This window comes from Luteibacter sp. KNZ12-1A (assembly GCF_056755675.1).
On sequence record NZ_JBPGXU010000093.1, the window covers coordinates 1 to 15649 of the forward strand.

12 protein-coding genes are annotated in these 15649 nt (G+C 66.3%); 2 read left to right on the plus strand and 10 right to left on the minus strand.

Annotation, left to right across the window (positions count from 1 at the left end; genetic code table 11):
• Positions 1-1095 precede the first annotated feature (1095 nt).
• The 3 genes from ACR9ZJ_RS15505 to ACR9ZJ_RS15515 form a co-directional block, all read right to left on the minus strand.
• A complete protein-coding gene (locus tag ACR9ZJ_RS15505) occupies positions 1096-1800 on the minus strand; it encodes a helix-turn-helix transcriptional regulator (RefSeq protein WP_481281982.1) in 705 nt (234 codons plus the stop codon).
• 69 nt (positions 1801-1869) lie between these two features.
• Positions 1870-2508 carry a glutathione S-transferase family protein gene (locus ACR9ZJ_RS15510; RefSeq protein WP_481288237.1) on the minus strand — a complete coding sequence of 213 codons (639 nt, stop codon included), beginning with the start codon at positions 2506-2508 and terminating at the stop codon, positions 1870-1872.
• 19 nt (positions 2509-2527) lie between these two features.
• Positions 2528-2767, minus strand: coding sequence for a hypothetical protein (locus ACR9ZJ_RS15515; protein ID WP_481288238.1), 240 nt, complete (start codon positions 2765-2767; stop codon positions 2528-2530).
• Positions 2768-2899: 132 nt separating this feature from the next.
• Between ACR9ZJ_RS15515 and ACR9ZJ_RS15520 the strand changes: the two genes are divergently transcribed.
• Together ACR9ZJ_RS15520 and ACR9ZJ_RS15525 are read left to right on the plus strand one after the other, a co-directional pair.
• Complete coding sequence (locus ACR9ZJ_RS15520; RefSeq protein ID WP_481281985.1) at positions 2900-3925, plus strand: class 1 fructose-bisphosphatase; 1026 nt, start codon at positions 2900-2902, stop codon at positions 3923-3925.
• Between the two features lie 104 nt (positions 3926-4029).
• Positions 4030-4959 (plus strand): patatin-like phospholipase family protein, encoded by a 930-nt coding sequence (locus ACR9ZJ_RS15525; protein ID WP_481288239.1) that lies wholly within the window; start codon positions 4030-4032, stop codon positions 4957-4959.
• On the opposite strand, the gene ACR9ZJ_RS15530 is transcribed toward ACR9ZJ_RS15525, so the two are convergent.
• The 7 genes from ACR9ZJ_RS15530 to ACR9ZJ_RS15560 form a co-directional block, all read right to left on the minus strand.
• Positions 4960-5544 carry a TetR/AcrR family transcriptional regulator gene (locus ACR9ZJ_RS15530; protein ID WP_481281987.1) on the minus strand — a complete coding sequence of 195 codons (585 nt, stop codon included), beginning with the start codon at positions 5542-5544 and terminating at the stop codon, positions 4960-4962. It lies immediately after the preceding gene.
• A 94-nt stretch (positions 5545-5638) separates the two neighbouring features.
• Complete coding sequence (locus ACR9ZJ_RS15535; protein ID WP_481288240.1) at positions 5639-6943, minus strand: c-type cytochrome; 1305 nt, start codon at positions 6941-6943, stop codon at positions 5639-5641.
• The gene (locus tag ACR9ZJ_RS15540) at positions 6940-9210 is read right to left on the minus strand and encodes a xanthine dehydrogenase family protein molybdopterin-binding subunit (protein WP_481288241.1); all 2271 of its coding nucleotides are present in this window, start codon (positions 9208-9210) and stop codon (positions 6940-6942) included. Before ACR9ZJ_RS15540 ends, ACR9ZJ_RS15535 begins: the two co-directional genes overlap by 4 nt.
• Positions 9207-9701 carry a (2Fe-2S)-binding protein gene (locus ACR9ZJ_RS15545; RefSeq protein WP_481281990.1) on the minus strand — a complete coding sequence of 165 codons (495 nt, stop codon included), beginning with the start codon at positions 9699-9701 and terminating at the stop codon, positions 9207-9209. The genes ACR9ZJ_RS15540 and ACR9ZJ_RS15545 overlap by 4 nt, the downstream gene beginning before the upstream one ends.
• 333 nt (positions 9702-10034) lie before the next feature.
• Positions 10035-10982 (minus strand): glycoside hydrolase family 43 protein, encoded by a 948-nt coding sequence (locus tag ACR9ZJ_RS15550; RefSeq protein ID WP_481288242.1) that lies wholly within the window; start codon positions 10980-10982, stop codon positions 10035-10037.
• A 115-nt stretch (positions 10983-11097) separates the two neighbouring features.
• Positions 11098-13200: a TonB-dependent siderophore receptor gene (locus ACR9ZJ_RS15555; RefSeq protein ID WP_481288243.1), complete on the minus strand. Its 2103-nt coding sequence runs from the start codon at positions 13198-13200 to the stop codon at positions 11098-11100.
• Between the two features lie 119 nt (positions 13201-13319).
• Entirely contained in the window at positions 13320-15605 is a 2286-nt protein-coding gene (locus ACR9ZJ_RS15560; RefSeq protein ID WP_481288244.1) for a CocE/NonD family hydrolase, read from the minus strand.
• Positions 15606-15649: the final 44 nt, after the last annotated feature.

The following is a 15649-nucleotide window of genomic DNA, read 5'->3' on the forward strand; positions in this document are numbered from 1 at the left end:
AGATGTGTATAAGAGACAGCCTCGGCTCCTAATGTCGCGCCGAGGGTGACGCCCGGCAGCTCTCTCGACCCTGGGGTGGATTGGAAGGAAAGAGCAACGCTCGCCATATGCTGCACCGGGTGGGAAGCGGGCTGGCCCGCGAATCCTCAATCCTTCCGCTGGCGAAGAAGGCGTTGCACTGATCGGGCGAGGCTTGTCACCGCTCGCTCGGTTGCGATGCATGGCCTCATTCGCTCGAAACAGGGTGGCGAATCGCGGGCCAGCCCGCTTCCCACCCGCGTGAGGGGGTTTCACACGGAGACGGCATCCACCCCCGGTCGCGGGCGTTGCTTGTGCCACACGCCACCTCAGTGCCTGGGAGAGCCGTCGGCCGCCACCCTCGTCGCTCCGGTTGCACCGTCGCTCGGGAAAGGATGCCGCTGCGCGGCCGTGTCTGATGGCTGGCGCCCCGTCGCGCCCGTCGCGCCGGGCGGGGTTTTCGATTCGCCCTCCGTGGCTCAGCGAAAACGGCCGGCCGTCCAGGCCGGCCCCCTGGCGGGCCTTTTCGCCCGGCGCTCCTCGGTTCCACAAGTCGCGCCGAGGGTGGCGGCCGACGGCTCTCCCAAGCACTGAGGTGGCGTGCGACAAAAACAACGCCACCGACCTGGGGAAGACACCTTCGTGTGAAACCCCCTCACGCGGGTGGGAAGCGGGCTGGCCCGCGATTCGCCACCCGGGGGCGGCAAACGACACGCGACACGGCGAGCGGTGCTCTTCCCACCAACCCGCCTCCGTGTCGAGAGAGCTGCCGGGCGCCACCCTCGGCGCGACATTAGGAGCCGAGGACGGGCGGGCGGAGAAGGCCCGCAGGGGGCCGGCCTGGACGGCCGGCCGTTTCCGCTGAGCCAGGAGGGCGAATCGGAAACCCCCGCCCGACCGTCCGAGCCCGCCGGGGCGCAGCCATCAAACACGGCCGCGCAGCGGCATCCTTGCCCAAGGGACGGCGACTACCGTCGCGCCGAGGGTGGCGCCCGGCAGCTCCCCCGCCACGCACACAACGAACGCGAGGGCGAAGCCGAGCCGAAAGCCCTATCCGGAACATCCGCGAAGAACCTTTTACTCGAGTCCCGCGTAATGCCCGCGCATGGTGTCGAGGTAGGCTTCGAGGTTACGGCCGGGAAGATCGGCGAAGGTCTCGCCTGCGTCGCGGCAGTCGGCGATGCGGTCGGGACGAAAGTTGCGGAACGCCTGGCGATGGCGGCACCAGGTACCGAGGGTCCACGCGCCGCCCCAGAAGGACAGGCACAACGGCTCCACTTCGCGCGTGGTGCCACGCCCTTCGGCATCGCGGTAGTCGAGGCAGAGCACCCGGCGCGCCAGCACGGCCGCGTGCAGGCGGTCGAGCATCACCGCGACCTGGTTCTGGAAAGGGTCGCGCCAGATAGGTGCGAAGATCTTCGACTGCGCGGATTTCTCGCGCAGGTCGGGCGGTAGCACGGCCTCGATCTTGATCAGGGCGGCCTGCGCTTCCCGCGCCAAGCGCTCGCCGGCGAACGCGCGGACGAAACGGGTTCCGGCGACCAGTGCCTCCAGTTCGTCGGCGGAGAACATCAGCGGCGGGATGTCCGAGCCCTTGCGCAGGATGTAGCCCACGCCGGCCTCGCCTTCGATGGGTACGCCGGAGAGCTGGAGGTCGGCGACATCGCGGTAGACGGTACGCAGCGAGACTTCGAGGGTGCTGGCCAGCTGCCGCGCGGGCAGCGCGGTGCGCCGCCCGCGCAGGGCGTTGATGATGAGGAACAGGCGATCGGCGCGGCGCATGCCCGAATCATCGCCTCCCGCGCGCGGCGCGGGAAGCGGCGATGGTCACGGCCGCGCATATCCGCCGGCTCAGGCGGCGGCCAGGGTCTGGGCGCGAGCCAGCGCCGCGTCCTGCACCGCGGCGCGGACGATGGCCGGGCGCACCATCAGCCTCGCCACGTACTGCTCGAAGACATCGCGGCGCGGCACGATGCCGAACTTCATCGTCCAGTCCAGCGCACTGGCCCAGAGGATGTCCGCCGCGGTGAAGCGCTCGCCGAACAGCCAGGGGCCCGGCGTGAGTTGCGCCTCGATGACGTCCATCACCGTGTCGAAGTCGCCATAGGGACAGGTCGAGACAGGCGCGGGCTCGTGCTTCATGAAGCGATCCATCACCGCCGGCTCGAAACACGAACCGTAGAACGCGAGCCAGCGGAGGTACGGCCCGCGAAGCGGATCGCGCAGCCCCGGCGCCAGCTCCGCTTCCGGATAGAGGTCGGCGAGGTAGGTGAAGATCGCCGGCCGCTCGGTGACCAGGCCGTCCAGGTGCTCGATGGCCGGAACCTTGCCCATGGGATTGACCTTCAGGTACTCCGGGCGGCGCTGCTCGCCCTGGGTGAGGTCCATCACATGCATGTCGTACTGCGCACCCAATTCCTCCAGCAACATCAGCGTGCTACCCGAGCGACTGTTCGGTGCGTGGTGAAACTTGATCCTGTTGGCGTTCATGCGGTGATTCCCTTGTCTGTCAGCGATGAAATGAGTGGGCGATGCGGAGGGCGAGCGAGCGGGTGGGCGCCGTCGCGGCGCCGGCGGCCGGCTGCCTCGGCCGGACCGGGGCCACTGTCGCGGAACGGCCGCGGAGGCGGCTCCCGCTGGCGGCGCCGGTGTCGTCATCGGGAGCGAAGCGGTACTGGCCATCCATCAGCATGCCGCGGCGCCCCAGTGGCGCGTAAAGGTCGGCAAGCCGTTCGAGGAACCGATTCATGCGACTACCCCTTCCCATTGGTGTGAAGGAGAGTCTGCGCGGGGGCTGCTGACAACGTACTGTCAGCAGTCCCTCTGGCGCCATTCACCCGCCACCCGGACAATGCGGGTTTTCGCGCCAGGTCTCCTTCCGATGACGAAACCCATTTCCCTGATCCAGTTCCTGATCGAAGAGAAGCGCGCGGGGCACATCAACGCCCAGCTCAGCCTGCTCATCGAGGTGGTGGCCCGCGCCTGCAAGCGCATCTCCGTCGCCACCGGCAAGGGTGCGCTGGGCGGCGTGCTGGGCAACGCCGGATCGGACAACGTACAGGGCGAGGCGCAGAAGAAGCTCGACGTGATCTCCAACGAGATCCTGCTCGAAGCCAACGCCTGGGGCGGCCACCTGGCCGCTTGCGCCTCGGAGGAAATGGAAGACCCGCAGCCCATCCCCGATGCCTATCCCAAGGGCAACCACCTGCTTCTGTTCGACCCGCTCGACGGCTCGTCCAATATCGACGTCAACGTCTCGGTGGGCACCATCTTCTCCGTCCTGCGCTGCCCCGACGGCGTCACCGAACCGAAGGTGGAGGATTTCCTCCAGCCCGGCACCGAGCAGGTGGCGGCGGGCTATGTCGTCTACGGCCCGAGCACCCTGCTGGTGCTGACCTTCGGCCATGGGGTGCACGAGTTCACCCTCGACCGCGAGCACGGCAGCTTCGTGCTCACCCGCCGCGGCATCACCATTCCCGCGGAGACGGGCGAGTTCGCCGTGAACATGTCGAACCAGCGCCATTGGGAAGCCCCGATGCAGCGCTACATCGGCGAGTTGCTGGCCGGCGCCAACGGTCCGCGCGGACGCGACTTCAACATGCGCTGGGTCGCCTCGATGGTGGCCGACGTGCACCGCATCATCACCCGTGGTGGCGTCTTCATCTATCCGCTCGATGCCAAGATCACGGCCAAGGGCGGCACCGGCAAGCTGCGCCTGATGTACGAGGCCAACCCGATGGCCTTCATCGTCGAGCAGGCCGGCGGTGCCGCCACCACCGGCCGCGAACGCATCATGGATATCCAGCCCGGCGCACTGCACCAGCGCGTTCCGGTTTTCCTCGGTTCGCGTAACGAGATCGAGGTGGCGACCCGCTACCACCTCGAGGCCGACCAGACCCGCGGTTGACGTTCCCGCCGGGCGGCCATGCCGCCCGGCTTCCGCCATGAACCGGTCATGCCGTCGCCGCGCGCATGCCCGATGATCCGCCAGCCATCCTCCCGGTCCCTTCCATGTCCTTCCGCCGTGCCCGCCATTGGCTCCCGCTGGTTTTCGCCGCCCTGCTCGCCGGTTGTTTCGGCGGCAGCAAGCCGGACACTCGCCCCGACACCGCCCTGCCCGTGCTGGCGGCGAAGCCGCGCATCGGGCTGGCCCTCGGCGGCGGGGCGGCGAAGGGCTTTGCGCACATCGGCGTCATCAAGATGCTGGAAGCCAGCGGCATCCATCCCGACGCCGTCTCCGGCACCAGCGCCGGCAGCGTGGTCGGCGTGCTCTACGCGAGCGGCATGGACGGTTTCCAGCTACAGGAGCAGGCTTTCGCACTCGACGAGGGCAAGATCCGCGACGTGCGCTTCTTCTCGGGCGGCCTCGTCCAGGGCCAGAAACTGCAGGACTACGTGAACGCACTGCTCAAGCAGACGCCGATCGAGAAGCTGCGCATACCGTTCGCCGCCGTGGCCACGGAACTGGAGAACGGTTCGCGCGCCGTTTTCATCCGTGGCAACGCCGGCCAGGCCGTGCGCGCGTCCAGCAGCGTCCCCGGCGTGTTCGAGCCGGTGGATATCAACGGCAAGCACTTCGTCGACGGTGGCGTGGTCAGCCCGGTGCCCGTGGACGCGGCACGCCAGCTCGGCGCCGACATCGTCATCGCCGTGGACATCTCGGCGCGGCCCGATGGCAGCAATCCCGACAGCATGGTCGGCATCGTCGGCCAGTCGATCACGATCATGGGGCGCAAGCTGGCCGAACAGGAACTGGCCCGGGCCGACATCGTGATCCGGCCGAAGGTGGGCCAGATCGGCCCGACCGATTTCGACCAGAAGAACGTCGCGATCCTCGAAGGCGAACGTGCCGCGCTGGCGGCCATCCCGGCGATCAGGGCGAAGATCGCCGAGAAGACGGCCGCCATGGGCAAGCCACCCGTCGCGGTGGCGACGCACTGATCAGCCGGCGTCCACCAGGGCCAGGGCGGACTGACGGCCCAGCGAGAGGATCTCGTCGGAGAGGGCCGGATCGGCCACCGCGCGCGACAGCGACAGCGAGCCGACCAGGGAGGCGAACACCGCCATGGCCAGGGTGCGGCGACGCTTGCCACGGATGCCGTCCGGCAGCGTCGAGACGATGAGTTCGACCATCTCGGTATAGCCACGGGTGAAAGCCGCGCGTGTTTCGACGGGACGCCGTGCCATCTCCGCCGACAAGGCGGCGGCGACGCAACCGGCCTCGGGCGCGTCACGGTGTTCCGCCGACAAATAGCTGTTGACCAGCGCGCGGTAGCTTTCGCCTCGCGAGGCCGCCACGCGGGCGCCCAAGCGTTCGACGGCACTGGCCGCCGCCATCGCCACGCTTTCGCGGACGAGGTCTTCCTTCGAGCCGAAATGGTTGTAGAAGCCGCCCTGGGTCAGGCCGACCTCGCCCATCAGGCTGACCACGCCAACGGCGTCGATGCCGTCGGCGCGAAAACGCTGCGACGCCGCCTCGACGATCTTCTGGCGGGTCTGTTCCTTATGGCCTTTCTCGTAACGCATGCTGCTCGCTCCCCAGGGATTCTCCCTGCCCGGAGCTATTGTAGCCAATCCTTGCGCGTTGAAATGTCGAGCGTCATGGGGACTTCCCGGCGGATCACAGTTGCCTGCGATCCGCCACGTCCTTCGCCGTCACCGTGCCTTCCTTGCCGCCGAAGTGGCGGATCACGTAGTTGGCCAGGGCCGCCACCTCGGGATCGCTATAGGCTTGGCCGAAGGCGGGCATGTAGATGTCGGTCTGGCCGACGCGCATCTTCACCCCATGCAGGATCGCCTGGGTGACATTCGCGCCGCGCGGATCGTTGACGCCGCGCGTACCGGCAAGGCCGGCGTTCGGTGTCTGCTGTCCCGCACCGTTCCACTGGTGACAGCTCGCGCAGGCGCCTTCGAACAGACGCTGTCCGTCCACGTTGGCGGTCGGGTCGTCGCCACCCGGTGCCACGGCACTGGAAGCGACCATGGCCTTGGGCGCCGGATCGACCACGATGGGGTCCTTGCCTTCGCGTGGCGGCACGGTGCGCAGCCATGCGACGAGGGCCGCGGTGTCTTCCGGTTTCAGGAATTGAAGGCTGTGCGCCACGGCCTCGCCCATCGGGCCGTTCGCCGAGGCATGGCCGGCGGCGTAGCCCGTTCTCAGGTACTGGACCAGGGCTTCGTCGCTCCACTTGCCGACGCCGTGCTCCGGGTCCGAGGTGATGTTATATGCGCGCCAGCCCTGCAACTCCTGGCCCGCCAGTTCGTCGCGATGGTTCAGCCCATAGCCGAGGTTGCGTGGCGTATGGCATTCTGCGCAATGGCCCAGCGCACCGGCCAGGTAGGCGCCGGCATTCCATTCCGGGGAACGAGAGGCATCCGGCTCGAAGCGCTGGCTGCGGAAGAAAGCCGCGTTCCAGAAACCCATCGCCCAGCGCTGGTTGAACGGAAAGCCGAGATCGTTCGGCGTCTCCGGCTGGCGCACCTTGGGCAAGGTGAAGAGGTAGGCCTTGATCGCCAGCACATCGGCCCGGCTCAACTGGGTATACGAGGTGTACGGGAAAGCCGGATAGAGGTGCTTGCCATCCTTGCGCACGCCTTCGCGCACCGCGCGTACGAACTCGTCGTCGCTCCACCGGCCGATGCCGGTTTCCTCGTCGGCGGTGATGTTGGACGAGTAGATCGTACCGAACGGCAACTTGAAGGCGACGCCGCCGGCAAAGGGCTTTCCGGTCTCGGGCACGGTATGGCATGCGATGCAGTCGGCCGCGCGGGCGAGGTATTCGCCACGCGCCACGGGATCGGCGTTGGCCGGCGCACCGGCGATCGCCGGTGCCGTGCCATCGGATTTATCCGTGCGGTTGAGCACGAAGTAGGCACCGACGCCGATCACGATCAGCAGCAGGACGATGATGAGGAAACGTTTCATGCCACGTCCTCCTTGCCATTGAGGACGCCAGCTATTTTCTTCAACGCGTCCGGCGACTCGGCCAACTGGGTACGCGACACGGGCAGCTCGCGCAGGCGGATGCCGGTGGCCGCGAAGATCGCATTGGCCAGGGCTGGCGCGGCGATCGCCGTACCCACTTCACCGATACCGCCCGGCGCTTCGTCGTTTTCCACCGAGTACACGTCGATCTGCGGCACCTCGTTGATACGGAGGCTACGGTAATCGTGGAAGTTGCTCTGCTCGATGGCGCCGTTCTTCAGGGTGATGCCGTTGTAGAGAGCCGCGCTCAACCCGAACAGCAGGCCGCCCTGCATCTGTGCCTGCACCGAACTCGGGTTGATGGTGATGCCGTTGTCCACCGCCACCACCGCGCGGCGCAAGCGCACCTGGCCTTGCGCGGTCACTTCCGCCTCCACGATCGCGCAGACATGGCTGCCGAAGGGCGAGCCCACCGCGATCCCGCGCCCGACACGCGCGGGCAGCGGCTGGCCACCCCAGCCGATCTTCTCGGCGGCGAGGTTCAGGACGCCCAGGGCACGCGAACCGGGTTTCATCAGCGACCGGCGGTATTCGAGCGGGTCCTTTCCCGCCGTGTGCGCCAGCTCGTCGATGAAGCTCTCGACGATGAACAGGTTGTGCGTGGGGCCGACACCGCGCCACCAGCCCACGACCAGGCCGGGAGGCATCACGTGATAAGCCCACTCGACCAGTGCGTTGTCCATCTCGTAGGGAAGATCGGCGGCGGATTCGATCGCGTCGCTGTCCATGCCGTCCTTGCCCATCGCCGCAGGCAACCAGCGGCCCAGCACCGTGCCGCTGGTGATGCGGTGTTGCCACGACGTGGGCTTGCCATCGTCGCCGAGCGTGGCGGAAATGCGGTCGTAGTACAGCGGACGCACGCGATCGTGGCGAATATCTTCCTCGCGGCTCCAGATCACCTTCAGCGGGTAGGACACCTGCTTCGCGAAGGCGACCGCCTGCTCGACCTGGTCGGTTTCCAGGCGGCGACCGAAGCCGCCGCCGAGGTACTGGTTATGCAGCACCACGGCCTGCTCGGGAATACCGCAGATGCGTGCCGCTTCCTTCACCACGCGTGTGGGCACCTGGGTGCCGGTCCACACTTCGCAGTGGCCGGGAGTGACATGCACGGTGGCGTTCAACGGCTCCATCGTCGCATGGGCGAGCATGGGCGACACGAAGGCCGCCTCCACGCGCTTGCCGCCCGCGGGCGCCTCGCCTTTCGGCTTGCGACCGACCAGCGCCTTGCCGTTGCGCGAGGTCTCCTGCAGCGCGGCGATGAGGGTCTGGGTGTCCAGCTTCGCGTTGACGCCGGGCTTCCACTCGATGTCCAGGGCCTGCAAGCCCTGCTGGGCGGCCCAATAGTGCTCGCCGACCACCGCCACCGCATCGTCGAGCTTGATGACCTCGATCACGCCGGGGATGGCGCGGGCCTTGCTGTCATCCACGGCGCCCAGCGTGCCGGCGAGTTCGGGGCTGGTCTTCACCGCCGCGAACTTCATGCCCGGCACCTTCACGTCGATGCCGAACTGCGTGCCACCGTTGACCTTGTCCGGCGAGTCGATACGGCGCAAGGGCTTGCCGATCAGCGTGAAATCCTTACGTTCCTTCAGCTTGACGCTGGCCGGCTGGGGCAAGCGCCCCGCCGCTTCGGCCACGGCGCCGAAACCCAGCGTGCGTCCGGAAGGCACATGGGTGATGACACCGCGGGCCACCGAACAACCCTCCGGATCGACATGCCATTGTGCGGCGGCGGCGGCGACGAGCATCTCGCGTGCCACCGCGCCAGCTTCGCGCAGGGCCTGCCACTGGCCACGCGTACTGGTGGAGCCGCCGGTGATCTGTCCGCCGCCGAGCAACGCCTGGCCATAGAGCGCATCGCTCGGCGGCGAGTGCTCCACCTTGATCTGGTCGAAGCCTACGCCGAGTTCCTCGGCCAGCATCATCGCGATACCGGTATAGATCGACTGGCCCATCTCCGCCGAAGGCATGACCAGGCGCACGCTGCCGTCGGCATCGATACGTATGAAGGCGTTGGGAGCGAATGGCGGATTGCCATCGGCCGCCGCCGCGGCTTCGTCGCCAGGCTGCCGGCGCGGATTCATCTGCGCCACGGCGGGGCCCATGCCCGCGCTCCACAGGAAGGCGACGGCGAGACCGCCGCCAGCGAGGCGGAGCGCCTGTCGGCGCCCCTCGTCGATCGTGCCGGTGTGATCGTGCGCGCTCATGCGGCACCTCCATCGACGATCACCTGCAAGCCATTGGGCTGGCCCGTCGCGGCCTGCTTGATCGCCTCGCGGATGCGCACATAGGTAGCACACCGGCAGATGTTGCCGGACATGGCAGCGTCGATATCGCGATCGGTCGGGTTGGGCGTGCGCGCCAGCAAGGCCGCCGCCGCCATGATCTGGCCGGACTGGCAGTAACCGCACTGGACGACATCGACGGCCAGCCATGCCTGTTGCACCTTGGCGCCTTCGGGCGTGGCGCCGATGCCTTCGATGGTCGTGATCGCCCGGCCGCCCACGGCCGATACCGGTAGCTGGCACGAACGCACGGGCTGGCCGTCCAGGTGCACCGTGCAGGCGCCGCACTGCGCGATGCCGCAACCGAATTTCGTGCCGGTCAGCCCGACCACGTCGCGCAGGACCCATAACAGGGGCATGTCCGGCGGCACGTCCGCCTGACGATCCTCACCATTGACGCGCAACGTGACCATGACGGCTCCTTGGGGCTGGGCGGAGCGGACGGCTCCGCTGGCGGGATGCATGACAACACGCAGCTTACGACGAAAACCCATCCGGGCGTTTTGCTGGAATCGGCGCATTTGAAGAAAATGGCCGTGCGTGGCTGCGGTGCCTCGGCGGGAGCCGATGCTCTGGTGGGAGCCGGCCTTGTCGGCGACGGGTGCTTGCTGAAACCTTGCCCGCTGCCGCGGGATCGCCGACAAGTCGGCTCCCACCAGGTCGTCTCAGCCCGGCTCGCTGCCGCGGGATCGCGGACGGGGGCGGCTCCCACCGGAGCGCTGTTCCCGGCAGGGTGAAACCCACCATCAGCGGCGCAGGGGATTCGCCTCGACGCCCTCGTTGGTGATCTTCACCGGGAGGATGTGGCCGTCCTTGTCGAAGTACATGCGATCGATCGCCGTCTCGCGATCGTTGGCCTTCGTGTGCCCCAGCGGCCGCCGGTGGTAGACGATGTACCAGCTGTCGTCCCGGGGCACATGGAACACCGAATGGTGGCCGGCGCCGGTGGCGATCTTCGGGTCTTGCTGGAGGATCTTGCCGAGCCGCTTGAACGGCCCCATCGGCGAGTCACCGATGGCATAGGCGACGGAATAATCCGGGCCGCCCCAACCACCTTCCGACCACATGAAGTAATACTTGCCGCCACGCTTGAACATCATCGGCCCTTCCACATACTCCGGCCCGGGCGTGATCTCCTTGAACAAGGTGCCATCGGCCATCGGTTCCACGGCGGTGAAGTCGGCTTTCAGCTTCACGATGTTGGCGTGCTTCCAGCCACCATAGATCATGTACCAGGTGCCGTCGTCATCGCGGAACACGAACTGGTCGATGGGCTGAGCGCCGTTGTGGAACGCACCGATGAGCGGCTTGCCGAGCAAATCGCGGTACGGGCCGTCGGGCTTGTCCGCCACCGCGACACCGATGCCACCGAGTTCGTGGTCGTTCTGGATATCGTTGGCGGCAAAGAAGAAGTAGTACTTGCCATCCTTCTCGATCACCGACGGTGCCCACAGCGCCTTCTTCGCCCAAGGAATGTCCTTGATGTCGAGCACATCGGCATGCTTGGTCCAGTGCACGAGATCGGGCGAGGAAAACGCATCGAACCCCGTCTGGGCAGCGTATTCCTTCGATATGGTCGGGTAGATCCAGTAGGTGTCGTCGAAGATGGCGGCCTCGGGATCGGCATACCAACCGGGGAAAACGGGATTGCCCGCATGCCCCGGCGGTGGTGCGGCGACCGCGGCGGTCGACATCGATACAGCCAGCAGCACAACCTGCCAAACCTTCCGAACTTCCATCCCGATCATCCCGTCGTTCGTGTGGAATCTCCGATCGTAACGGGTTCGGACGGCCGAATGCGAATGGCGGTCAGAATTTGTAGCGTGCGGTGCCGACGATGCTCCGGCGTGGGCCATAGAAGCAATCGCCGCGGGCCAGGCATGTGGCGTTGTAGGCCTGGTCGGTGAGGTTGGCGGCGTTGACCGAGAAGCGCCACGGCCCCTGCGTGTAGGCCACCATGGCATCGAACAGCGTTTTTTCCGGGACCTTCAGCGTTCCCGTCTCGTCGTAGTTCGTTCCGATGTAGCGTGCACCGACACCGAAACTGACGCCATCGCTGTCGGCGTCGTTCACGTGGTACACGCCCCACACCGAGCCCTGGTTCTTCGGCAGGCCGGCGACGATCGTGCCGTCGTCGGGACGCGCCTTGGTCCACGTGTATGTGCCGATCAGGTCGACATGACGACCGATGCGCGTGGAGGCCTCCAGTTCCACGCCGCGAGTCTTCGCCTTGCCGGCCTGGACCTGGTTGAGCGGATTGGCCGGGTCCGGTGCGAGACGATTTTCCTCGCGCAGGTCGTAGTACGTCGCCGTGATCAGGGTGGGCGAACCGACCGGCTGGTACTTCACGCCAGCCTCGTATTGCTTGCCGCGCAGGGGCTCGTAGGGGCGGTTGTAGAAGTCGAGGCTATCCAGGGGTTGGAACGACTCGGTATAGCTGACGTATGGCACCAGTCCGTTATCGAAGCGGTACATGACGCCGAAGCGCGATGTCGTGGCATTGTCGACCGAGCGGCTGTCACCGGTGGTCAGGGTCGCGCGGTCGTGGCGCAGGCCGACCGTGGCGATCCAGTGTTCGCCCCAGTTGATCTGGTCCTGCACGTATACGCCTGTCTGGCGCGTGTGGCTCGACGCCACGGGGAAGATATCCGGAGCGACGAATCCGTTGCCGTAGACGGGCGCGTAGAGATCGAAGGGGACGCCGTCGAAGCCGTTGCCCTGCCGCCTGTCGGTATGCGAATAGCCGACGTCCAGTCCGATGAGGACACGGTGGTGCATCGAGGCGAGGTCGAAGTCCGCTTCGGCATGCGTGTCCGTGACGAAGCGTTTGTGCCGGTCGATGCTGATGTAGCTGTAACGCGCGACGGTGCGCTGTGTATCGTCGAGGAAGGGATACGACGGATTCGAATAGACGTCCGGGTAGAGGCTTCGGTAATCGACGTTATCGTGCGAGTAGCGCATGTTCTGCACGAACTTCCAGGTGTCGTTGAAACGGTGCTCGAACAAGGAAGTGAACGATCGCTGTTGGGTGTCATAGCGATCGAACCCGGGCTCGCTGACGAAGCGCCGCGTATCGATCCGGCCATTGGGATTGGGCAGCAAGGTGCCCGAGTGCGGCAGGAAGTTCAGCGACGTGCCGTTGTGATCGAACTGGAGGTTGGCCAGCAGCGTCCAGCGGGTATCGGCATCGGGCATCCAGGTGATCGAGGGCGCGATCGCCTTGCGGTCGTCCGGCACGTGGTCGATCTGCGAATCGGAGTTGCGGTAGACGCCGATCAGGCGGTAAGCCCAGTGGCCTGCCGCATCGAGGGGGCCGGTGAAATCGAATGCCACCTGCTTGCGCGCGTTGTTGCCCAGCTGCGCTTCCACCTCGTGGGAAGCGGTGAATTGCGGCAGTTTGGACGAAAGCGCGATCAGGCCACCCGTGGTTCCTTGCCCGTACAACACCGACGACGGGCCACGGACGATCTCGAGGTGGTCCAGGAAATAGGGTTCCGTACGGGCATAGGCACCGCCGAAGTTCTGCTTCAGACCATCCAGGTATTGGGTGAACGAGGTGCCGCGCAGGAACGCGTCGTCACCCCGGCTGTCCACGCCATAGGCATCCGCACGGACGCCGGCGGAATAGCGCAAGGCATCCTGCACCGTGAGCACGCCCTGGTCGATCATCTGCGTGTTCGAGATCACCGAGATCGCCTGGGGCGTCTCGATGAGTGGTGTATCGGTCTTGGTCGCGGCGGAGGCCTCGGTGCGGGCGTAACCCTCGTCCAGTCTCTGCCCATGAACGGCGACGGGGGCCAGTTGCACGGCTTTGTCCCCGGACGTGGGCGGTTCCGCCTCCTGGGCAGGCGCGGTGAACGACATCAGCAACCCGGCTAGCAGCGCGGGCAAGGTTTTCTTGCGTAGGATCATGGACTTTCCCTGTTCGGGCGCATGGCGGCATCGGCTGCCGCACCCGGTCATTATTGCGAATGAATCTCATTACAATGATGACTTAAAAGCCCCTTCCCGCGCAATAATGCGAATGAATGTTATTTACCAGGGTGGGCCGGGAGCGCTGTCCCGCCCATGGGAAGGTCGAGATAACTGCCGCCCAGCCACTCGATCCGCAGCGGCTCACCCGCATCGGCGCGGCTTTCCATGCCGACATCCTTGCCGCTCCCCATGTTGATCGACGAGCCCGGTTCCTTGACCACGGACACCACCGCGACGAGCCGGCTGCCAGGCTCGAACAACCGGCTGGTGGTACGTCCATTGGTGAACGCGAGCGTCATGCGTTTGCCCGGCACCAGGAGATGCCGTCGCACGCGATCCTCCATGTAACTGGCGCGTGCCAGGTACCAGGACAGCTGGAAGTATTCGCCGTTGGCCTTCTTCTCGTACAGCGTGATGCGCAGGTCGAAGTCTCGCTTGTTCGTCACCACGTCGAGCTTGCCCGAAAACAAGCCGCTCAACTCGGTGCCGGCGGGCAACGGCTCGCTGGTGAAGACGAGGGCATGGCGATCGTCCAGCACGGCCGGCGACGCATCCTCCGCGGGAAGGTCGTCCCGCTCGCCAAGGTTCACGCTAAGAACCGAAGTGCTCGTGGAAGGACGATCACGCAGCCTGGCCTCGCCATCCTCCGTCACGAGAAAGAGCCGCCGACTTCCTGGCGCCATCCTCTCGATGCTGGGCGCGTGCTTCCACACGTTCGCACCCATCACCTCGTAATTGATCCGGTCTTCCAGCAAGGCCGGCTTCGCTCCGCCACGGAAGACATAGTCGAACCACTGGTAGCGAAGCACGCGACTGATGTCGATCTTCGCCACCGGGTCGATGGCATAACCGTAGACCACCGGCCGTGCCTTGCGCTGCGCGCCCACGTGGTCCCACGGGCCGATCAGCAGGTAATGTTCCGCATGCGGGTTGTAGCGCCGATGTTCGCGCACGTAATGCAGCGCGCCGATCTGTCCACCGTCGAAGTAACCGGTCGTCGTGAGCACGGGAATGTCGATGGCGGCGAACTCGCGGCCCTGCGGGATCATGTCCCGCCAGTAGTCGTCGTACGAGGGGTGGTCCAGCCAGCGCTGGAAGACCGGATTCGGCTTGCCTTCCAGTTCGTCGAGCGCCCGGTAGCTCTTGCCGCTTTCGTACCAGCGCCGATAGAGGTCGTTCCAGTGCGCTTTGTCGCCGTAGCGTTTTTCGTCCAGGCCTTTGCCTTCGGCCACGTACGGCGCCCATGGGTAGACGAAGGACAACGACACGTTACCTTCCATCGGCACATCGATACCCGGCGCCACCGTGACCGAGGGCATCAGCGCGCGTAGCGCCTTCGGCCGGTGTTTCGCGGCGGCCCATTGGGTGAAACCGTTGTAGCTTCCTCCATACATGCCGACACGGCCATCGCTCCATGGCTGTTTCGCGATCCATTCGATCGCGGCGTCCGCGTCCACGCCATCGTGTTCGTAGGGCACGGCCTGTCCGGTCGACAGTCCCTTGCCACGCGAATAGCCGACCACGGCGGCGTAGCCGTGCGCGGCGGTGAGGCGCAGCTCGGTCGAGGACCACCACGGATTGGCGTAGATGGTGAAACCGAGCAAGGTGGGCAGCGGCACGGTGCGATGCCTGGGTAGCATGACCAGCACGGTGACCGATGCGCCATCGGGAATCGGCACGAGCATCGGTTCCCGTACGTCGTAGCGGCGGCGATCGTCTTCGTCGATCAGCTTCTCGGTAAAGGGGCGGAATGCCGCATAGGCTTCGGCGGTCTGGTACGCCTTGACCAGGGCGACCGCGTCAGCCACCGCGACGTCACTCCCCTTGCGCTGCGCGAGCAGGTCCAGGTAATCCGCGCGCAACCGAGCAGGTTGTGGGCCGTACGGCTCCATGTCCGAACCCAAGCTGGAGATGACCTGCGAAGCCATCACGTCGTCGAGCGTGGCGAACACTTCCCGGAACGCACGCGCATATGCCTCGCCGAACGGCAGGTGCATGGTGGCCTCGGCCTGGCGCGCACGCGCATAGACCAGCCAGCGGATGACACCTGCCGCATCGAGTGGCTGGGCGCTCGCCTTGCGCAGGACAACGAGTTCACCGAGGCTTCGCGCGGCATCGTCGTAGCGGTGCGCGACCAGTTGCAAGGCCGCCAGGTTGTCGAGATACGCCGCGCGGTCCGGCTCCGTGTAGGCGACGATCGCCTCGGCCGCCAGCTCACGTATCCCGGCGTCGCCATTCGAGCCGCCTTTCCATGGCAACCTCGCCGTCCCAGCCATCGCCGAGGCCACGGCGAACACAAGGGCAAGAGCCATGATCCAGCGGCGTACGGTGTGCTTCGGCATGATCGGGTATCCATGAGGTTGCCGTGAGGTTGCCCATGCCCGCC